Source organism: Rhodococcus sp. KB6 (assembly GCF_001445685.1).
Lineage (GTDB): Bacteria > Actinomycetota > Actinomycetes > Mycobacteriales > Mycobacteriaceae > Rhodococcus_F > Rhodococcus_F qingshengii.
Window position 1 is genome coordinate 1 of the sequence record NZ_LNAK01000011.1, and the last position, 14,977, is coordinate 14,977.

The 14,977-nt window shown below is 60.0% G+C and carries 26 protein-coding genes and 1 tRNA gene; 4 read left to right on the forward strand and 23 right to left on the reverse strand.

Features of this window, described 5'->3' with window-relative positions; genetic code table 11:
• Window positions 1-520: 520 nt before the first annotated feature.
• The 4 genes from ASU23_RS02190 to ASU23_RS02205 form a co-directional block, all read right to left on the reverse strand.
• Window positions 521-826, reverse strand: a complete 306-nt coding sequence (locus tag ASU23_RS02190) for an HNH endonuclease (RefSeq protein ID WP_058037054.1) — start codon at window positions 824-826, stop codon at window positions 521-523.
• Between the two features lie 310 nt (window positions 827-1,136).
• Window positions 1,137-1,209, reverse strand: a tRNA-OTHER gene (locus tag ASU23_RS02195).
• 325 nt (window positions 1,210-1,534) lie between these two features.
• Window positions 1,535-2,323 (reverse strand): hypothetical protein, encoded by a 789-nt coding sequence (locus ASU23_RS02200; RefSeq protein WP_058037055.1) that lies wholly within the window; start codon window positions 2,321-2,323, stop codon window positions 1,535-1,537.
• Window positions 2,324-2,388: 65 nt separating this feature from the next.
• A complete protein-coding gene (locus tag ASU23_RS02205) occupies window positions 2,389-3,327 on the reverse strand; it encodes a hypothetical protein (protein ID WP_058037056.1) in 939 nt (312 codons plus the stop codon).
• A gap of 53 nt (window positions 3,328-3,380) precedes the next feature.
• On the opposite strand from ASU23_RS02205, the gene ASU23_RS02210 reads away from it, so the two are divergent.
• Window positions 3,381-3,968 (forward strand): hypothetical protein, encoded by a 588-nt coding sequence (locus ASU23_RS02210; protein ID WP_058037057.1) that lies wholly within the window; start codon window positions 3,381-3,383, stop codon window positions 3,966-3,968.
• 119 nt (window positions 3,969-4,087) lie between these two features.
• On the opposite strand, the gene ASU23_RS02215 is transcribed toward ASU23_RS02210, so the two are convergent.
• From ASU23_RS02215 to ASU23_RS33775, 19 genes are all read right to left on the reverse strand, one after another.
• Window positions 4,088-4,984 (reverse strand): hypothetical protein, encoded by an 897-nt coding sequence (locus ASU23_RS02215; protein WP_058037058.1) that lies wholly within the window; start codon window positions 4,982-4,984, stop codon window positions 4,088-4,090.
• Window positions 4,981-5,538, reverse strand: coding sequence for a crossover junction endodeoxyribonuclease RuvC (locus ASU23_RS02220; RefSeq protein WP_058037059.1), 558 nt, complete (start codon window positions 5,536-5,538; stop codon window positions 4,981-4,983). The genes ASU23_RS02215 and ASU23_RS02220 overlap by 4 nt, the downstream gene beginning before the upstream one ends.
• A complete protein-coding gene (locus tag ASU23_RS02225; RefSeq protein WP_058037060.1) occupies window positions 5,535-5,750 on the reverse strand; it encodes a hypothetical protein in 216 nt (71 codons plus the stop codon). The genes ASU23_RS02220 and ASU23_RS02225 overlap by 4 nt, the downstream gene beginning before the upstream one ends.
• On the reverse strand, window positions 5,743-6,765 hold the full coding sequence (locus ASU23_RS02230; RefSeq protein ID WP_058037061.1) for a hypothetical protein: 1,023 nt from the start codon (window positions 6,763-6,765) through the stop codon (window positions 5,743-5,745). Before ASU23_RS02230 ends, ASU23_RS02225 begins: the two co-directional genes overlap by 8 nt.
• Window positions 6,766-7,139: 374 nt before the next feature.
• Window positions 7,140-7,394 carry a hypothetical protein gene (locus tag ASU23_RS02240; protein WP_156423056.1) on the reverse strand — a complete coding sequence of 85 codons (255 nt, stop codon included), beginning with the start codon at window positions 7,392-7,394 and terminating at the stop codon, window positions 7,140-7,142.
• Window positions 7,391-7,675: a hypothetical protein gene (locus tag ASU23_RS02245; RefSeq protein WP_058037064.1), complete on the reverse strand. Its 285-nt coding sequence runs from the start codon at window positions 7,673-7,675 to the stop codon at window positions 7,391-7,393. Before ASU23_RS02245 ends, ASU23_RS02240 begins: the two co-directional genes overlap by 4 nt.
• The gene (locus ASU23_RS02250; RefSeq protein WP_156423057.1) at window positions 7,672-8,595 is read right to left on the reverse strand and encodes a hypothetical protein; all 924 of its coding nucleotides are present in this window, start codon (window positions 8,593-8,595) and stop codon (window positions 7,672-7,674) included. Before ASU23_RS02250 ends, ASU23_RS02245 begins: the two co-directional genes overlap by 4 nt.
• A gap of 73 nt (window positions 8,596-8,668) precedes the next feature.
• Window positions 8,669-9,001 (reverse strand): hypothetical protein, encoded by a 333-nt coding sequence (locus tag ASU23_RS02255; protein ID WP_058037066.1) that lies wholly within the window; start codon window positions 8,999-9,001, stop codon window positions 8,669-8,671.
• Window positions 8,998-9,621 (reverse strand): hypothetical protein, encoded by a 624-nt coding sequence (locus tag ASU23_RS02260; RefSeq protein WP_058037067.1) that lies wholly within the window; start codon window positions 9,619-9,621, stop codon window positions 8,998-9,000. Before ASU23_RS02260 ends, ASU23_RS02255 begins: the two co-directional genes overlap by 4 nt.
• A complete protein-coding gene (locus ASU23_RS02265; protein WP_058037068.1) occupies window positions 9,621-10,307 on the reverse strand; it encodes a lambda exonuclease family protein in 687 nt (228 codons plus the stop codon). Before ASU23_RS02265 ends, ASU23_RS02260 begins: the two co-directional genes overlap by 1 nt.
• The gene (locus tag ASU23_RS33765) at window positions 10,304-10,456 is read right to left on the reverse strand and encodes a hypothetical protein (RefSeq protein ID WP_156423058.1); all 153 of its coding nucleotides are present in this window, start codon (window positions 10,454-10,456) and stop codon (window positions 10,304-10,306) included. The genes ASU23_RS02265 and ASU23_RS33765 overlap by 4 nt, the downstream gene beginning before the upstream one ends.
• Window positions 10,453-10,575 (reverse strand): hypothetical protein, encoded by a 123-nt coding sequence (locus ASU23_RS35065; protein WP_301336397.1) that lies wholly within the window; start codon window positions 10,573-10,575, stop codon window positions 10,453-10,455. The genes ASU23_RS33765 and ASU23_RS35065 overlap by 4 nt, the downstream gene beginning before the upstream one ends.
• Window positions 10,572-10,760: a hypothetical protein gene (locus tag ASU23_RS02270; RefSeq protein WP_058037069.1), complete on the reverse strand. Its 189-nt coding sequence runs from the start codon at window positions 10,758-10,760 to the stop codon at window positions 10,572-10,574. Before ASU23_RS02270 ends, ASU23_RS35065 begins: the two co-directional genes overlap by 4 nt.
• 1 nt (window position 10,761) lies before the next feature.
• Window positions 10,762-11,043 carry a hypothetical protein gene (locus ASU23_RS02275; protein ID WP_058037070.1) on the reverse strand — a complete coding sequence of 94 codons (282 nt, stop codon included), beginning with the start codon at window positions 11,041-11,043 and terminating at the stop codon, window positions 10,762-10,764.
• Entirely contained in the window at window positions 11,040-11,207 is a 168-nt protein-coding gene (locus ASU23_RS33770; RefSeq protein ID WP_156423059.1) for a hypothetical protein, read from the reverse strand. The genes ASU23_RS02275 and ASU23_RS33770 overlap by 4 nt, the downstream gene beginning before the upstream one ends.
• Window positions 11,204-11,521 (reverse strand): hypothetical protein, encoded by a 318-nt coding sequence (locus ASU23_RS02280; RefSeq protein ID WP_058037071.1) that lies wholly within the window; start codon window positions 11,519-11,521, stop codon window positions 11,204-11,206. Before ASU23_RS02280 ends, ASU23_RS33770 begins: the two co-directional genes overlap by 4 nt.
• 110 nt (window positions 11,522-11,631) lie before the next feature.
• Window positions 11,632-11,847 carry a hypothetical protein gene (locus ASU23_RS02285; protein ID WP_058037072.1) on the reverse strand — a complete coding sequence of 72 codons (216 nt, stop codon included), beginning with the start codon at window positions 11,845-11,847 and terminating at the stop codon, window positions 11,632-11,634.
• Window positions 11,844-12,023 carry a hypothetical protein gene (locus ASU23_RS02290; protein ID WP_058037073.1) on the reverse strand — a complete coding sequence of 60 codons (180 nt, stop codon included), beginning with the start codon at window positions 12,021-12,023 and terminating at the stop codon, window positions 11,844-11,846. Before ASU23_RS02290 ends, ASU23_RS02285 begins: the two co-directional genes overlap by 4 nt.
• 67 nt (window positions 12,024-12,090) lie before the next feature.
• Window positions 12,091-12,258 carry a helix-turn-helix domain-containing protein gene (locus ASU23_RS33775; RefSeq protein WP_172826989.1) on the reverse strand — a complete coding sequence of 56 codons (168 nt, stop codon included), beginning with the start codon at window positions 12,256-12,258 and terminating at the stop codon, window positions 12,091-12,093.
• Between the two features lie 397 nt (window positions 12,259-12,655).
• Here ASU23_RS33775 and ASU23_RS02300 point away from each other — a divergent pair, with 397 nt between their 5' ends.
• Genes ASU23_RS02300 through ASU23_RS02305 form a run of 3 tightly spaced genes read left to right on the forward strand, consistent with a single transcriptional unit; the run spans window position 12,656 to window position 14,879 of the window.
• Complete coding sequence (locus ASU23_RS02300) at window positions 12,656-13,162, forward strand: HTH domain-containing protein (RefSeq protein ID WP_020907198.1); 507 nt, start codon at window positions 12,656-12,658, stop codon at window positions 13,160-13,162.
• A 29-nt stretch (window positions 13,163-13,191) separates the two neighbouring features.
• On the forward strand, window positions 13,192-13,641 hold the full coding sequence (locus ASU23_RS35240) for an ImmA/IrrE family metallo-endopeptidase (RefSeq protein WP_148209191.1): 450 nt from the start codon (window positions 13,192-13,194) through the stop codon (window positions 13,639-13,641).
• Window positions 13,638-14,879 carry a site-specific integrase gene (locus tag ASU23_RS02305; protein ID WP_058037074.1) on the forward strand — a complete coding sequence of 414 codons (1,242 nt, stop codon included), beginning with the start codon at window positions 13,638-13,640 and terminating at the stop codon, window positions 14,877-14,879. The genes ASU23_RS35240 and ASU23_RS02305 overlap by 4 nt, the downstream gene beginning before the upstream one ends.
• Window positions 14,880-14,977: the final 98 nt, after the last annotated feature.

The following is a 14,977-nucleotide window of genomic DNA, read 5'->3' on the forward strand; positions in this document are numbered from 1 at the left end:
GGGACCGAATCTGACTCACAGCAGGTGGGGAACTATCTGGCCGTACGCGGGGAGAAACCATGGCCACAAAATGCGCCATAAATGGCCGCCAGTGGGGAGCTTACGATGGCCGTCGACACTTCCGCTGCTCGATGTCGAAGTATTCGTGCCAGCGGATTTCGAAGATCGCCTCATCACAAAGAATCCGATGCACCCTACGCAGGTGTCGCAGGATCGAACCATTAGGCCGGTCAAACCCGGTGAGGTTATCAGCTGGTGGTTTTGGTGCGATCCTGCCGACGAGAGCCAAGCCCGCAGCCGTGTTGGGATGGTGTTCACAGATGTCGCAGGGGCTCGGTGGATACGGACGCCCAACGATCAACCCGCGCTGGCCCCGAGCCCAGAATCCGGACCGGTGTGAATCTGAACTTCGCTGGAAGTTCTGGCATTTCACACTGTGGCTGAGGCCCTATGCCCTCCGTGGCCCCTTGACGAGGGGGGAGGGGGTACCCCCGGTCCATCTAGGCAGGTCAGAGGGTGGTCAGTCGACAGGGACGCCGGGGTGGCGCTGAGCAGGCCGCTGACGCTTTCGACGACGCCCTTCGGCCGCTTCACGGCCCGTCTTCTTCTTGTGGCAGGGCACGCATCTAGTGGCGCCGTTGTCGAGGGTCGTTTTGCCACCGAATGCGACGGGGGTCTGGTGGTCGGCGTTGACATCGCCCTTGCCGGCAGTGCCCTGGTAGCCGCAGTCGACGCATCGGTACCCATCGCGTCGCAGTACGGCCTTGGCCCAGCGGCGGTGCTCCTTGGTGGTGGTGCGCGTTGCGCCTCCATTGGTCCATGCCATGACGGTTACGGCTCCGATCTGGGCTGTCCGCAGTCCCTGTGCCTATCACCAGGCCAAGGCCCAATGTTCATAGGTGGCAGCCACATCCGAAGTAGTTGGACCACAACCCAGAAGAACCCTCTGGTCTCACTCATCGCCATCCACCCATTGCTCGGTGATCGCGTCGTCATGTCGGGTACAGACCCACTCGATCGGGATGCGTAGCCGATGCAGTGCCTCATCGATCCAGCACCATGGCGACCACCATCCACAGCAGAACGGCAGACCCTTGGGTTGACGCATGTCATCCACCCCTTTGTTCACCCCTTTGTTTCCCTGGCTGGACTCGAACCAGCATCCTCGCCACCAGGTGACGTGCTCTACCACCTTGGAGCTACAGAGAATCCCTATTCAGTTGTGACCCACCCAGGCAGCGCGCGAGCCGTCGACAACGGCCATGGTGCGTGCTTGGATTCCGTGCTCCCCGGGGTTCGCGAGACGGGGCGGTGTCTTACACCGGGGCGGGGTCTGTGTGCACCCAGCCCCGGAGCGCGCAACCGGCGAGGGGCGGCACTCTACAACAGGGCTGGGTGGTTCAGGTGACTCAACGAAAACACCCCCCGATTGCGGTCAGGGGGTGATTCTGAAATACGTGATGTTGATAGCTTAGTCAGGGGGTAGATACACCTGTGGCACTGCGGATCATCCTTGCATGCTGGTAGGAACGTTTCAACTTTCATCGATCATGAGTCGTGACTCCGATGGGAGTTCAGGCGATTCGAACTCCGTTCGGAACGACTCGCGGGTCGATTCGTAACCATCAACGATCTGTTTTCGACTGGGTTGATCGTATGTGAACAGTCGGCGATAGATAGCGATAGCATCTCGAATTGAAGCCGATGCGCGAGTCGCTCCAATGAGATGAAGTTTCAGCTCGATTAGATAGCAGCGATCCAGGCATCGAGCGAGTTCGCGCAGATCGTCATCGTCGGCTTCTCCTGGCTCGAATGCTGCCACAGTCAGGCACGCATTCAGTGCATCGTTCAGGCCTGCACTCGCGTCCATAAGTGCATCAAGTCGATCGCTCTGGTTCTGCTTTCGTTCCGCCGATCCGATTTCGATCTCAATTACCTTCCTCTGCGCACGAAGCGATTGGTCATGCTGTCGCTGTTGTCTTCGTTGTGCGTCGTCGTGAAGTCCACGTTGGGCGTCTATTGCACGTTGGGCTTGCTTTTCCTGGCGGATCATCGCAGTCCCCTGCTGCCGCAGCAGCGCTTTTGTCGCACGAATATGTTGTTTCGCCTGGTGCCGAATGCCGAAGTAGGCAATTGTCGCTGCTGCGATCGCAAGAAGTCCGGCAATAACGGTTGCCCAGGGCTGAGAGAGACCCGACGATGTAGGAGGGAGGTTCTCGATCACAATCTGCGGAACATTCGAAATTGGGATGGTGGCAGAAGGCTCCGGCATCAGTGGAGATTCGGGTACGTCCTGAGCTAGAAGCACGGGCAAGTCGTTCATCGCATCCCTCTCGTGGGTGATCGGTCATCGTAGCCACTGCGACCGACGACCGATCGCCGACGTCACTACATGGAAGCCGCATTAACTCGAGCATCTCGAATATCCCCCAGCCGGAACAGCGGCGGGTCAGATCGCCGCATCCAAAAGTTCGAATGCGTGCCGTCTGCCTGACGCCATGCCCGCGGCTCGATCACGTTGCGTGAATGCCACGAATACATCGTTCCGATTGGGATCGGCTCATTGAGTTCGCGTAGTAGTCGCTCAATCTCGGCGAGCGTGAACAGCTGATCGTTCACGGTTTGAATCATGGCCGTTTCGAGATCCCTCACCCGGTGATGCGTCCAGCAGCGCGGGCAGCTCACGTAATCCTCTCCGCGTTCGACGTACAGGTCGGCCGAGCAGGTGAATGGCTGCCGCTCCTCGTCGTAACCCACATGTGGACACGGCCCCTTGTACGACAACTCGGGAAGTCGGTCGATCGCTTTGCGGCAGCGGGCAATCGCGCTGGTGATTGCGTCATGCATCTCGACAATGGCCGGCAACTTCTGCACCCCTTCGGCATAGTCGGCCAGCCAGATCGCAGCCATCTCGGCGTCGACGGCGGTCTCGGTCGACAACCAAGCCGGATCGCGACGACGATGTCGCTGATTGTGGACCATCTGCCGCAGTCCGGCTCCCAAGATCGCCGCGTTGAATTCCTCCGCTTGCCCAAGCTCTTCGGCAGCGAGCCTGGACCAGGTAACAACCTCGTTCGTCAGATTGTCGAGCGGAAATTGCGTTGGCCGATTGTCGTACTGATCGAGTCTGATCGGTAGTGCAGTCTCTGCGCTCTTGCCGCGAACAAGGCCGCTACTCATCCGGTCGAGTCGTGCGCGGGTGATCGTCATGTCGGACACGAGGCCCGGCACTGCGCGCAACTCCTGCAGCAGTGAATTGACGCAGGGCGTGCATAATTCGAGCCCGTCAGTGACGGCTCGGCCACAATTGGCGCAATCGACGTTCATCGGTTCCTTCCCGAGGCGGTGCGGACTAGGACGAAGCGGATACTGTGTCGGCCATGACAATTCCGATTGGCGGCCAGGGTGACGACATCCATGCCCTCTTGTTTCGATTCCTCGGTGCATTCGCCCATATCCAGAACTACATCGACGAGCACCTGGCAACGCGCTTCCTGGAAAAGCGCATTCCCAATGCCGCTACCTTCTTCTGGGACGGCGCCGTCAGTCGTATCCGAGATAGCGAACGCCCCAAACTCGTCCAGAAGATAGCCTCTGACATTTCCAGCGAGGCTGATTTGAGCTGCTTCAGCACCATCTACGCGGACGTGAAGAAACTGCGCGATCAGTCGGCGCACGCTGCCCGGGTCGAAGCTGTTTCCAAGGATGAAGTGCGAATCACTCCCACCATCCTGACGAGCGCGTCGGAACCCGAAGTGAATTGGACAACGATTACTCGCTCCCAGCTGGATGACGCGATCAAAAGTTGCGCATGGCTGGAAGCGCAGATCCAATACGCCATGTATTCGGGTGATCTCGGCATGAAGATGTACAAGGGAGGACAGGAGGTTGAGGCGGTAAAGCCGTCTCGCCTTCCAAAGGACTGGGATGGAGTTGCTTTGAGGCCTTTGGCTGAAGAGCGTCCGTAGCGCTGCGTCGAGGTCTGGGGCCGCTATCGGCTTGAGACTCCCGCAAGCCAGTTCATACGCTGGGACCGCGGCAGACGAGCCCGCAGAGGCTTCGGCGTCGAGAATGCTGATTACGCGTCTCATCGGTGCCTCCGTCGTGAATTAGTGCTAGTCCTGCGCTGTCGGCCGGCGTCGACTGCCCACATCGGCGGTGTCGAACTCGGCCGAGGAAGTGCGCGCTCTTGTGGTGTGCGGGTGTCGGGTTCGGCCTGTTGCCCATGTTGAGCCTCTGTGGCAAGGAAAGGATTCGGGCTCGCAAGGATGCGTCGGAGTGCGCCTGCAAAGCCGGGCCATTCTCGCGGGAACTGCATCTCGGGTGGAATCGTCTGATCTGCAAACGAGAAGTCTTCGCCGTACCTGTACGGCCTGCCCTCGTCGAGAATTCGACCGATCGCACCCATGTAGTCAGGCTCTTGCAGACCGCCGTAGGTGTTCGGCGCGAACACGCCCTCTTGCCTGGCCTCTGTGCGCTCTATCGCCCTCGTGAGAACACCGTCCTGGATTCGTCCGCCCACGCCCAACCAGTACCGCTCCCGAAAGGCGCCCATCGACGGCGGCGAGACTTCGGCGACTGCATGGTCGTGCAGCCAGGGCTCAAGGACGGGCATATCTGGAACTGGGTCATACACGGTCGCGGCGGGAAACACCTTGCGGAGAGTCAGATCAGTTTGGAGCTTCAGAGTCTTTTCGTTGTTGCTCCGAATCCAAGCGAGCTGGCTTTTCGTTGCCCACGGACCAATGAAATGAGATCCAGGGCAGAGGATCTGGCTGTCGTCCTCCGCATATCGATAGTTCTCGTCGTACCACCGAACTCGGCGCATCCCCTCCATGCGTGTAGTGATCTGCAGACCATGCCACTCTCGTCCGCAGTGCCAGCACTTCTGCTGATTCACGTTGTAGTCGTAGCCACTTCGGTCGTGGTAGCCGCTTAGCTGTTCGTCGACCAGCGCGTCGATCTCGTCGATGATGTCGGTCATCGGTTCAGTCCTGTCCAGTTCACATTCGGCGAAAAGTGATGCACCATTTCGGGTTCGTGCCAGCCGAGACGCATTGCACCCATCGTCGCGAGCGCCAATGCGTCAGCCTCGTTGTCGTTGCGGACCTTCGCGTGCGGCCATAGATCGCGCATGGCGTTGACGACCTCACGCTTGTCAGCCCTGCCGTCGCCCGTTGCGTACTTCTTGAGCGTCGTCGCGCCCACTTCGACGACCGGGATCTTGCGACGCGCCAGGAACTCGGTCACGCGGTAGTAGAGCGCGCATCGCTCTTGGTACTTCGCGGCGAATTTCGGCGCGGTGAACGGCAGCTGTTCGATGACGACGAGACGGACGCTCGGGGGCATCGAGCGGATGATTCGCTCGAACTGGTCGCCAATGCGGGTGCTCCGCTCGGCAAGGTTGGCCGATTCCGAGCCACTTACGCCAACGGTGGCGAGTTTCGGGACGTTCGGGGTGTCCGTGGTGCCAGGAGAGCCCAGAATCGCGATTCCGGCGGCTGTGAGGCTCGGGTCCAGCCCGACGACGGTGGTCATCGCTGAGCCTCGCGTTCGGCGTCGAGCTGGCGCAGTCGCTTCTGACGCTCGGCTCGCTGGTTGCGTGCAGGGTGGGCCGGGAAGTTCTGCAGCGGATGGGAGTTGCCGTAGCGATCCTTGGTCGTGCACACCTCGCCGGCCTTGGCGCCGCAGTGCGTGCAGATCACGGCGAGCGATTCGTCGCGGGTGATCAGTTCGTCGAAGTTACGCATCGTCAGCCCTTCGTTTCGCGGCCTCGGCGAGAGCGGCATCCACGCGCGCCTTGCCTCGGCGGTTGATCTCGACCCGCTCGGGGTTGTGCTCGCAGACGGTCGTGCCGAAGTAGCCGCGCTCGTCGCACAGTTCGCACTCGTCGATCGCGTCCTGGATGAACTTGGCCCGGCGCTTGGCTTCGGACGACTGAGCGAGCTTGACGGCGTGGGCTTCGTTGCGGTCCCAGACTTCGCGAGCGCGCCGTGCTTCGCCGCAGGCATGGCACGGGCTCGTCGTCGGTTCGTCAATGTGCTGAGGGCAGTAGCGGGGTGGGGGTTCGATTGCGCTCGCGTCGTAACCTTCCGTACTTACGTAACTACTTTCTTCTTCTTTTGTAGTTGGAGTTTGAGTAGCTGTAGCAGTAGTAGTAGTTCGGCCGGGGTTAACGGGACCCTTCGGTTTAGGGTTTCCCGAGGGGTTTCCGGAAGGGTTAAACGAACCCTTTACGGAAGGGTTTCGCGAGGGGTTAACGGAACCCTTCAGCCAGGGGTTCGAGGCCAACAATCCGGCTGGATCAATGGCGTTCTGGCCCAACAGATTGACGACTTGATCCCGCTTCCAAGCTGACAGATCCGGCTCGGCGATGCGCAACTTTGAGACCTCGTGAACCACTACGCCACGCAGACTTCGGGAGGATAGATTCGCCCGGTCCTTTGACATTGCGACGGCCATGTTCGGCTGCCTGCATAGTCCGTCGTGCTTGATCCACGACCGCACGAGGACTTCCTCGGTCTCCGGATCGACGACGATGAAAAGGTTCCTCGCGAGCTCCATTCCGGCTTCGATCACGAGTTCCGGAGTGAGGTCGGACGCGCGGGTTGAGAGCTTGCCGGGGTGCCATTCGACCGATCCACAGAAGCTCAGATTCGGGTGCGTCCACAGTACGAAGTAGAGGTGCTGCGCGGACGCGGATAGGTCGAGAAACTCGTCACTGGACCAAATGTCTCGGTTCATCCGCGTGAATTCGCTGGCCATGATTTGCGATCTCCTTTCCTGGGAGCGGTTCAGGTGCATCTCGTTCGGCGCGCTCGACGTAGCGCTTGGACATCGGGCAGGAATTGCCGGCCTTGTCGCGGTGGCGTGCGAATCGCCAGTCATCCGCAACGGGAATGGGTCGCCAGCAGACGGGGCAGCGTTTGTCGGTCAACCCCGGATCAGGCGCGGTCACGACGCACCGTCGAGTGTGGCCGTGATGCATGTGTTCGATTCGTTCCGGTGTGAAGTCTGAGTGATTTTCACGACCGCATCCCGAGGCCAATCCCGTGTCGCGTTAACGAACTGTTCCAACACGTCGAGCGTTAGTCGGCTGACATTCATTGTGGCGGTGGTGGATACAACTGGACGATTATTCATGGTGCCTCCAATGCTCGGCGGGTGTCGCAGGGGTAGATCTGGTGGCATTCCGTACAGAAACTGTCGTCGGGCGTGTGCAGTGCTTGGACTCGCTCGACAGCTGCAACCAGGGCGGTGGCGATGTTGAGCGCCTGCCGTGCAGCGTCCATCGGACTTGCCGTCGGGACCGCAAGGCTTACACGGCTCGGCGCAAGAACCACACGCACATCCGCCAGTTGCGCTTTCGTGTGCTCAACATCCACCCCACTCACGACACCCTCCGAAGGTCCATGCTGATGCAGTGATCGAGGAGGTCTTCGCGGCCAGGTATGTCCGGATCGATGCCGTGATTGATTGACAAGACGAATCCGTTGATCTCAATCTTCCCGCAGGCTGGGCACTTCCATCCTTGGACGACAGTGCCGGCAGGCCCGGCCATGCAATCCTCGGGTGCGACCCATTCGGCTGGGATCATGCGAGACTTCCATGCCGCTTTCGCTTCAGCTTCGGCGTCATAGTCACGGGTATCGAACATGTCCAGTTGCTCGCTCATGCTCGCCCCTCCTCGGCCGCAACGAATGGGGCGAAGTTCTGCACGACGTAATCCTCCGTCTTGGAGGGCGTGCCGTCGAAAACCCTGTACCGCACACCATCGCGGTTCACGTAGTAAGTGGGTCCCCATCCGTTGATGCCGTAGTACTGCACACCCTCCGGCGCTTCCTGCCATGTCTGCCACGGTCCGGTTTCGGTGGGGGCAGGGACAACCGGCGAGGAGGTTCGACGCACCCACTCGGCACGCAGGTTCCTCAGCTCCTCCACCTTCCGGTGCGGCCAGTTGAAACGCTGGGCAATCGACCACATTGCGGCGTGCGGGTGTTCGCCCTCGTCGGGGTCGTCGTTGTCCCAGCCGACGACGATGCCGTACATCCAGGCGACGTCGCTTGCTGACCCGAAGTCCATGCTGCTGAACGAGATCACGTCGTGCAGCGCCTTGAACGGATCCGCCTTCGTCTCCTCCTCGGCGGGTTCGGCAGGGGCGGAGTAGTACTCCTCAGCGGTCTCGCGGTACGTGCGGCCCTGTGGATCGTTCGGGTTCACGTCACCCCAACCATCCTCGGCGGGTTCGGTTGCCGGGAAGCGGACAGCGAGCCTGTACGCGGCTCCCCGGCTCGCAATGTTGCCGTACTGCACTGCGCAGTTCGACACCGTTTGAACGTCTGCCCACTCCTCGGCTGTGAGTGCCATACCGCCGGCAGGGATGAGACGGCCGGCGGACTGGAGATGTGTGAGAGCGACCGCGGCCACCTCCTCCCATTGCGACCACCGATCGCACGTCACGGAGAGCTCTTCGACGAGTGCTGCAGTTTCAGGGTTTTGGCTGGTGACGTCAGCGGCATCGGCGCGCATCTCGGCGACGGCTGCCGCCATCTCCTGTCCGATCCTTGTCAGCTTCTCGATCCGACTTTCAGTCATTGTGGACAACTCCTTGTTCATAAGCGGGCCGCCGCCAATACGACGGCGGCCCGAGATCTGCTGCCGGGTTTGGTTAGTCGTCAGACGAGAAGGTTGGGCCGGTGAAATCCGATACGTTCGATGAGGTTTCGTCGTCGGGTTCCGACTCGCTGGGCGTGTCGTAGAGGCTCGGCTGCTCCTCTTCGACGTCGTCAATCGCGTGGTCGACACCCGTCAGCACGCGGTCAACCTTGATCGTCTGGACACGCCGCATACCCTCGTGGGACTGCTGCGACTGACTGTGACCCGAGACGGTTCCGGCGATCGTGAACGTGACCTTGGTGCCGATCTCCTTCTCCTCGAACGATTCGGCGGACAGGCCCGTGAACTTGACGCGGGCCTCTTCGATCAGGGGTTGAGCGCTCACTGTGAATCTCCTTCTGTTGTGGCGGATTCGCCGGGTTCTTGGATCTGGGGGTTCTCGAGCTCGGCAAGGCGGGCCTTCCAAAGCTCGAAGAGGGGGTCGCGATGGTTGGCGAGGTCGAACGTCTTGAGTTGTCCGGCAATCGCATTGAGTTCGTCGCGGTCGGAAGCCTGGGAGATTCCATCTGCGATCTCGGCCGCCTGCTCGTTGGTGATTGTCGGCGGGGCGTCAGGTAGTGGCTCTACCTTGAACAACTCCTTCTTGCCTCGCGTCTTCGTGAGCGGAATGGACTTGGGCTTGTCGAGGTTCGACATGTGGCTGATTCGGATTCCGCCAACCTTGCTGGGGCCGAACGTGATTTCCGGGTCGCGGTAGATCACGAGTCTGCGGCCGACGTACGTTCCGGATTTCTTTCCCCACACTTCGAGGAGGACGCGAATCATGCTCTTGCCTGGTCGATACGGCCTGCCTGGTCCGAACTCGGCGGTGACGATCTCGACGGGCTGCTCACTGTTGCCCTTGCGCACCTCGGTAATGGTGACGATCTGCGGTCCGCCGATGAGGTCGTCGGCGTTGATCTGATCGGACCGCGGTGCTGCTGCTGCAACGAGGTCGACATTCATCACTCAAACTCCATTTCCGTGAAGGTGCGCTCGGTCATGGGGAATCCGGCGATCGACTCCATGTAGAGCCGGATCATTTCGGCCGAGCTCGCCTCGAACGCGTCGACGGCGGCGAGAATGGCGTCAAACCATCGCTGGTCCGGGTAGACGCGACTGATCCACATCGGCATGCCGCCGCAATAGCTGATGTAGTCGCACCACTTGCGCTCGGAAACCAGTAGACCGCACTGCATCTGGGCCATGTTCTCGATCGGCGGGTGGCCCGACAGGATGGTTTCAAGATGCTTCTTCTGCCGGCGCGACTTGGCCTCGATCAGTCCATCGTCACCGACCAGGCCGTCGGGCGAGTATCCGATCTTGACCCCGTTGTCGTCGCGAATCATGAAGCCGGTTTCGCGGACCGTCACGTTGTAGTGCTCGGCGTACTTGGCTCGAGCTTTCGGCTCGTCCTCGATGCCGCGCATCATGTCGTCACTGACGAACGTCGGGTCTGTCCATCCGGTGATGCGCTCGGCAGTGAGAAGTCGAGTCAGTCCACGAGACTCGTCGTTGCTTGCAGGCTTGAGCGTCTTCGAGGTCACGAGCTTGCCGACGACCGATGCCGTCACGATGCCGCGGCGCTGGTCGTGCCACTCGTCCGTGCCCTGTTCCAGTTCTGGGAGTTCGATCAAGGTTGGTGCGGTCATGCAATCACCTCGGTGAATGAGTTGGAGAAATCCTGGATGGGATGCAGTGCGCTGTAGACGAACCGGTCGTCAATGAAGCAGTCGATGCGGATCTTGTTGCCTTCGCGAGACATCTGGGTGCGGTTGAATCCGTCCGTGAGCTCGCTCATCGTCGCCACTCCGGTGCATCGTCGCGGGGGTCGTGCTCATGGAAGGGGTCAGGATCGGCGGGAAGGCGGTCTTCGGAGAATGGGTCCACGCCCAGGTCGAGATGCTGATATCCAGTCATCTACGGCTCCTGTCAAATTCGAGGTTGTCGGGGTGAGTTGGGTGAATGATCGGCGGGTCGCCGTAGTAGACGTAGGCGTACTTCTCGTCGCAGTGGGAGATGACGCCGGATTCCTTCTCGCGAGTTGATGGATTGGTGTAGATGACGCGTGCACCGGGGTTGGACTTAGCTGCAAGGAGATTCATCTCAGCCCCCGTTCTTGTGATCGGTCATTTCGTAGGCGTGATCCATTGCTGCGCCAAACTCGGGAGTGTGCTGCAGCTGAGTGGCGACCTCGTCGGCAACGAGGTGGATCATGTCGTCGTCGCCAGCAGGAGTAGTGATCTCGATGTACGCGGTAGCGAGGCCGAGTGCCTTTGCGTTGGCGAAGGTGTCCATCGTCGTTTGAGTCCAGGAGCCGAAACCTTCGACCTTGGGTAGGTTTTCGACGATCTCGAAGATGACACCCTCGGCGTCGAGGTCGCTCATGACTTCGGCCAACCGACGTCGAGAGTCTGACGGTGGCGGCTTTCAAGTGCCATGGCCAACGTGACGGCAGCGAGAGCTTCCTCGTGGTCGCCTTCCTTAGTCATCTCGATCGCGTGGTCATCGAGTGCGAGTGCCATGTCGCGGAGGGTCGGAGAATCGCTCATGCCGACACCACTGCAGCCCACGCGACGAAGCCGAAGAATGCCGCAAGGGATAGGCACGTGATCCAAATCAAGAGAGCTGACCGCATATCGCCGGCCACCCTGTCGACTTCGTCGGCCGTGAACTCGGCGAGTACAGGTTCAGCTTCGCTCTCTTCTTCGAAATCGAGTCGAGCGAGTTCGCCGGCGGCAAGAGCCTTCGCTTCGGCGTCGATGCCTTGGCCGAGGATGTAACGCTGTGGGTGATTCTGGATCTCGGCTGCAACGTGATTGCGCCAGAGTTCTTCGAAGATTGGGGGGTTTTGGACATGCGTCATCGCAATGGGTCCTGTCTTGGGGGAATGAAGAGGAGAGATTGAGCCGGTGGCGCCGACTTCCGGTCATCTGGGCCGGGTAACGGTCTTACTTGGGTGACGCCACCGGGGCTTTAGGTGCAGTCGTGGCGCTCGGCGAGTGCCTGCGCTGCATCGATCAGCATTACGGCTTGCGTGTTCTTGCAGATCGGCCGACCGTCTGGAAGCTCGGCGACGTCCATGAGGCGCTCAGTTGGATTGTCAGGATTGACGCCGATGATGACGACGGTGGTCGCGTACTGGAGGCGGTCGCGTAATTGAGCCTCGGTCATTTCCAAGCGCTGGCTCATGGCTTGCCGCCGTAGATATGTAGTTCGTCACCGTATGCCGAATCCGTTCCGCCGCCGACGTATTCGAATCGGAAGTAACCGCCGTAGTTGCGATCGGACTTCATGGCGGGCTTCACGCGCTCGACGGTTGCGATGGGGATTCCGTCGTAGCTGAGGGTTGCCGTATCATTCAGCATTAGATTCCTTTCGAGGGTGATCGGTTGGCCGCTGGGTGGTAGGACACCTGGCGGCTTTTTTGTCGGGTCAGCGTGTTGCAGCTGTGGTGTTTTCTTGCTCGAACCGCTCAACCTCGGCGATAGGGACACGTTTCCCTTGTCCGATGTGCAGTGCAGCGAGCTTTCCGGTGGCGATTTGGCGGTAGACGACTCCGACATGGCAGTCCCATCGCTCGGCGATAGCCTTTACCGTCATGTGAGTTTGGCTCGCGTTCATGCCGGAACCCGTTCTTTGCCAAGGTCATCCAGAACAAGTACCTTGCTCGGGTCCGCTCCAAGATGGGCGAGCGCCTCGAGGATCTGACGTGACGGCTCACCGTCACGCATTGCTCGGTTCCATGTCGACCGGGACACCCCAGTGACGGAAGCGAGCTCAACTTGTGACGTGATTCGATTGCGCCGCTTCACGCGTTCGAGTTCATCCAAGCTGATTCGAAATTGGGCCATTTTGCACCTCCTTGCTTGCGAATGAGCCAACTATGATCCATTTTCGACCTAATGGCAAGCATGTAAGTCGCATATTGATGCGTCTGTGGTTCATTGATGCAGGTGTGAGTCTTGAGGTGTAGCAAAAATGACGCTATGGTCGTTCCATGGGTGACATACGGGATTGGGTCAAAGAGGTCACGAGGCGGCGCATCACCGCTGAGGAGATTGCCGACATTCTCGGCGTCTCGCGCACGACGGTGACGCGCAGGCTGCAAGACGGAATGCCCGCCGAAGATGTCATTGCCATCGCGCGAGCGTGTGGGGCCAGCCCGATTCAGGCACTCGCAGATCTCGACTACGTGACCGTCAAGGAAGTCATGGACTATGTCGAGGACGACGATGCAAAACCGATCGGTTCGGCAACGGATGGTGAATTGGCGATCGAGTTGGCCAAGCGGCTCGAGCCCGTCTATTTCCGCGAAGCCGCTGCGAAGATGGGTAGGCGGATGGCGTCTGTGACGCGAGAACCTCTCGATGACAACGTCCATGAGTTGACTTCAAGAAGTCAACCCTTGTCGCTTGACGACCTTGAAGGCCTTCCGTACGTAGCGATGAAGAAGGACGACCGTGATCCCGGTGACGACGTCACCGATCACGACTACGTGCCATAGCTACTACGGACAGGCGGGAGTTGCCACAGGTGACCAATCTTTATTTGGCAGCAGCGACTGCAGGTCTCATCGTTGTCGAGGGCGATCTGCCTAGAGATGAACCGTCCCGGTACTACCACTCGCATCGCTGCATCGTCTTGCGATCGGGAATGGCACAGGCTGAGGTGAACACAGCGCTCAGCCACGAATTGGGACACGCTCACCACGGGCATCTGTGCTCGCCAGATGAAGGTGAGAGTGCGAGGCAAGAACGCCAGGCGGACGAATATGCGGCCCGGCTCCTAATCTCGGGCGATGCGTTTGTCGCGGCCGAGCGTGCGTGCGGCCCCCATACGGGAGCAATCGCGCACCATCTGGAGGTTCTGCCGCGACTTGTTCATGTCTGGCGTGATCTGTACCAGCGCAAGGGATCTAAGGCATTGGGTCCGGGGAAATGTGGGCCGTTGTGTAACTCGCTGACAGAAAGGATCAATGCGTGAAGCCTCAGAAGCGAATCCGGGGCGGTAAGGTCCGGTGGGTTGCTAGATACGTCGGATCGGACGGTCTTGAACGCAGCAAGACCTTCGAATTCGAGAAGCAAGCCAAGGCCTGGACGGCAGAGCGTGAACGTGAATTGCGTCGAGGCGAGTGGATTGATCCGGCCGATCAAGACACGACGGTTGGACAACTGTGGCAGGCCTGGGAAATGTCTGCCACCACGGACGGCACGCGGAAAGTTCGCGAGCTGGTTGGTCGCAATCTCGGAAGACTAGAAAGAACACCGATCGGCAAGGTTCGTCCGAGTGATGTCCGCACTTGGGTTCACTCACTCCGGAACGGCAGACCCTGGGTCAAAGGCTGTACCGGTCTTGCGCCGAACACGGTGGGCAACTTCCAAGGTCAGCTTGCCGGGTGTTTCAACATGGCCGTTGCAGACGGGTTGCTTCTGAAGTCGCCAACCGAAGGTATCGCCAAGAGGCGGAAGGTCGACCGCGCAATCAGTCGCTCTGAACTGCTAAACGCTGATGAGATTTGGCAGCTCGTTGAGACTGCGAGTGCCGGCGTCCAGACGGGGCGGAACTGGATCGCCCCCCAGAAGACGCTCGCGAGAATGATCATTGTTGGAGCGGCGACCGGATTGCGTGCGGGCGAAATCGCAGGACTTCGCATTCGGTCTGTGGATTTCCTTCGGCGCGAACTTGCAGTGACAGAACAGTCGAAGAGCGGCACTTCGGAGTTCCTCTGGGCCCCACTGAAGACTGCTGCAGCGAGCAGAGTTATCCCACTGCCCGATGCTGCGATCGGGGCGCTGTCCGACGAGCTGCGGGAGAATCCAAATTCGGACAGGTCGATGCCCGTTTTCCTCACCGCGCAACAGCGTATGTGGTCTTCGTCGACGGTAGGGAAATCGTTCCAAGCATTGCGTGATCGGTGCGGGCTGGATGACGAAGTGACCTGGCACAGCCTCCGGCACTTCTACGCGAGCGCTCTGATTCATGCCGGGGCTTCGGTGAAAACGGTCCAAGTCCGACTCGGCCACGAGAAGGCGGAGACCACGCTTGAGGTCTATGCCCACCTTTGGCCGGGGGAGGACGAGCGGACTCGGTCCGCGGTTGATGAAGCGCTGAGCCGGGACCGAGTCGGGACGGGCGGCGAAAGTATCATCGAGGGAGACGAGTCCACCCCTCTTGCTCAAGAGAGCGAGAGGGGTGGAGGCACAATCATTTCTAGCGTCTGAACTGCTATTTCAGTTCGGCGGACGACTTTCCGAGCAGGCGGCGTGCGACGATCAGCTGCTGGATCTGCTGGGTGCCCTCGAAGATGTCGAGAATCTTC